Origin of the sequence: Frankia sp. Hr75.2, from assembly GCF_949319125.1 — a bacterium.
Lineage (GTDB): Bacteria > Actinomycetota > Actinomycetes > Frankiales > Frankiaceae > Parafrankia > Parafrankia soli.
In genome coordinates, this window is the sequence record NZ_CASGGV010000230.1 from 1 (window position 1) to 503 (window position 503).

The 503-nt window shown below is 66.2% G+C and carries 2 pseudogenes; both read left to right on the forward strand.

From position 1 onward, the window contains the following. Nucleotides 1–266, forward strand: a pseudogene (locus AC559T_RS16740) (hypothetical protein); the annotation flags it as partial. Nucleotides 267–275: 9 nt separating this feature from the next. Further along, nucleotides 276–503 (forward strand): annotated as a pseudogene (locus AC559T_RS16745) (integrase core domain-containing protein); the annotation flags it as partial.

Genomic DNA, 503 nt, shown 5'->3' on the forward strand with positions numbered 1-503 from the left:
GTGCAACGTTCCTCATTGCGGCTGTAGATCGTTTTGCCGCCGGTGGGATGCTGGTCGGGAGGCGGTCTTTCATGCCGAAGTTGTTGTATGCCCGCTCTCCCGTGGACGCGGAGGAGGAGCGGAAGGTCCGGAAGCTGGCCGGGGCGCGGCATGCTCCCGGTGACTGGACCATGCGGGCGAAGATGATCGTGGCCAGCTTGTGGGGTGCCAGAAGTCGGCTTGGGCCCGTGAGCTGGGCTGATGCGACGGTGCGGCGGCCGGCATGATGGTCAGCCATGTTCGTACGCCTGCTCTATCTGATCTTCGTGCGGGTGTGTGGCTGGCTGGTTCTCCTCGGTCGTTCGTCGGCGTCCAAGGACATCGAGTTGCTGGTGCTGCGGCATGAGGTCGCGGTGCTGCGTCGTACCCAGCCGAAGCCGCGGTGGGACTGGGCGGACCGGGCGGTGCTCGCCGCACTGATCCGGCTTCTCCCCAAGGCACTGCGAGCGCACCGGCTGGTCACT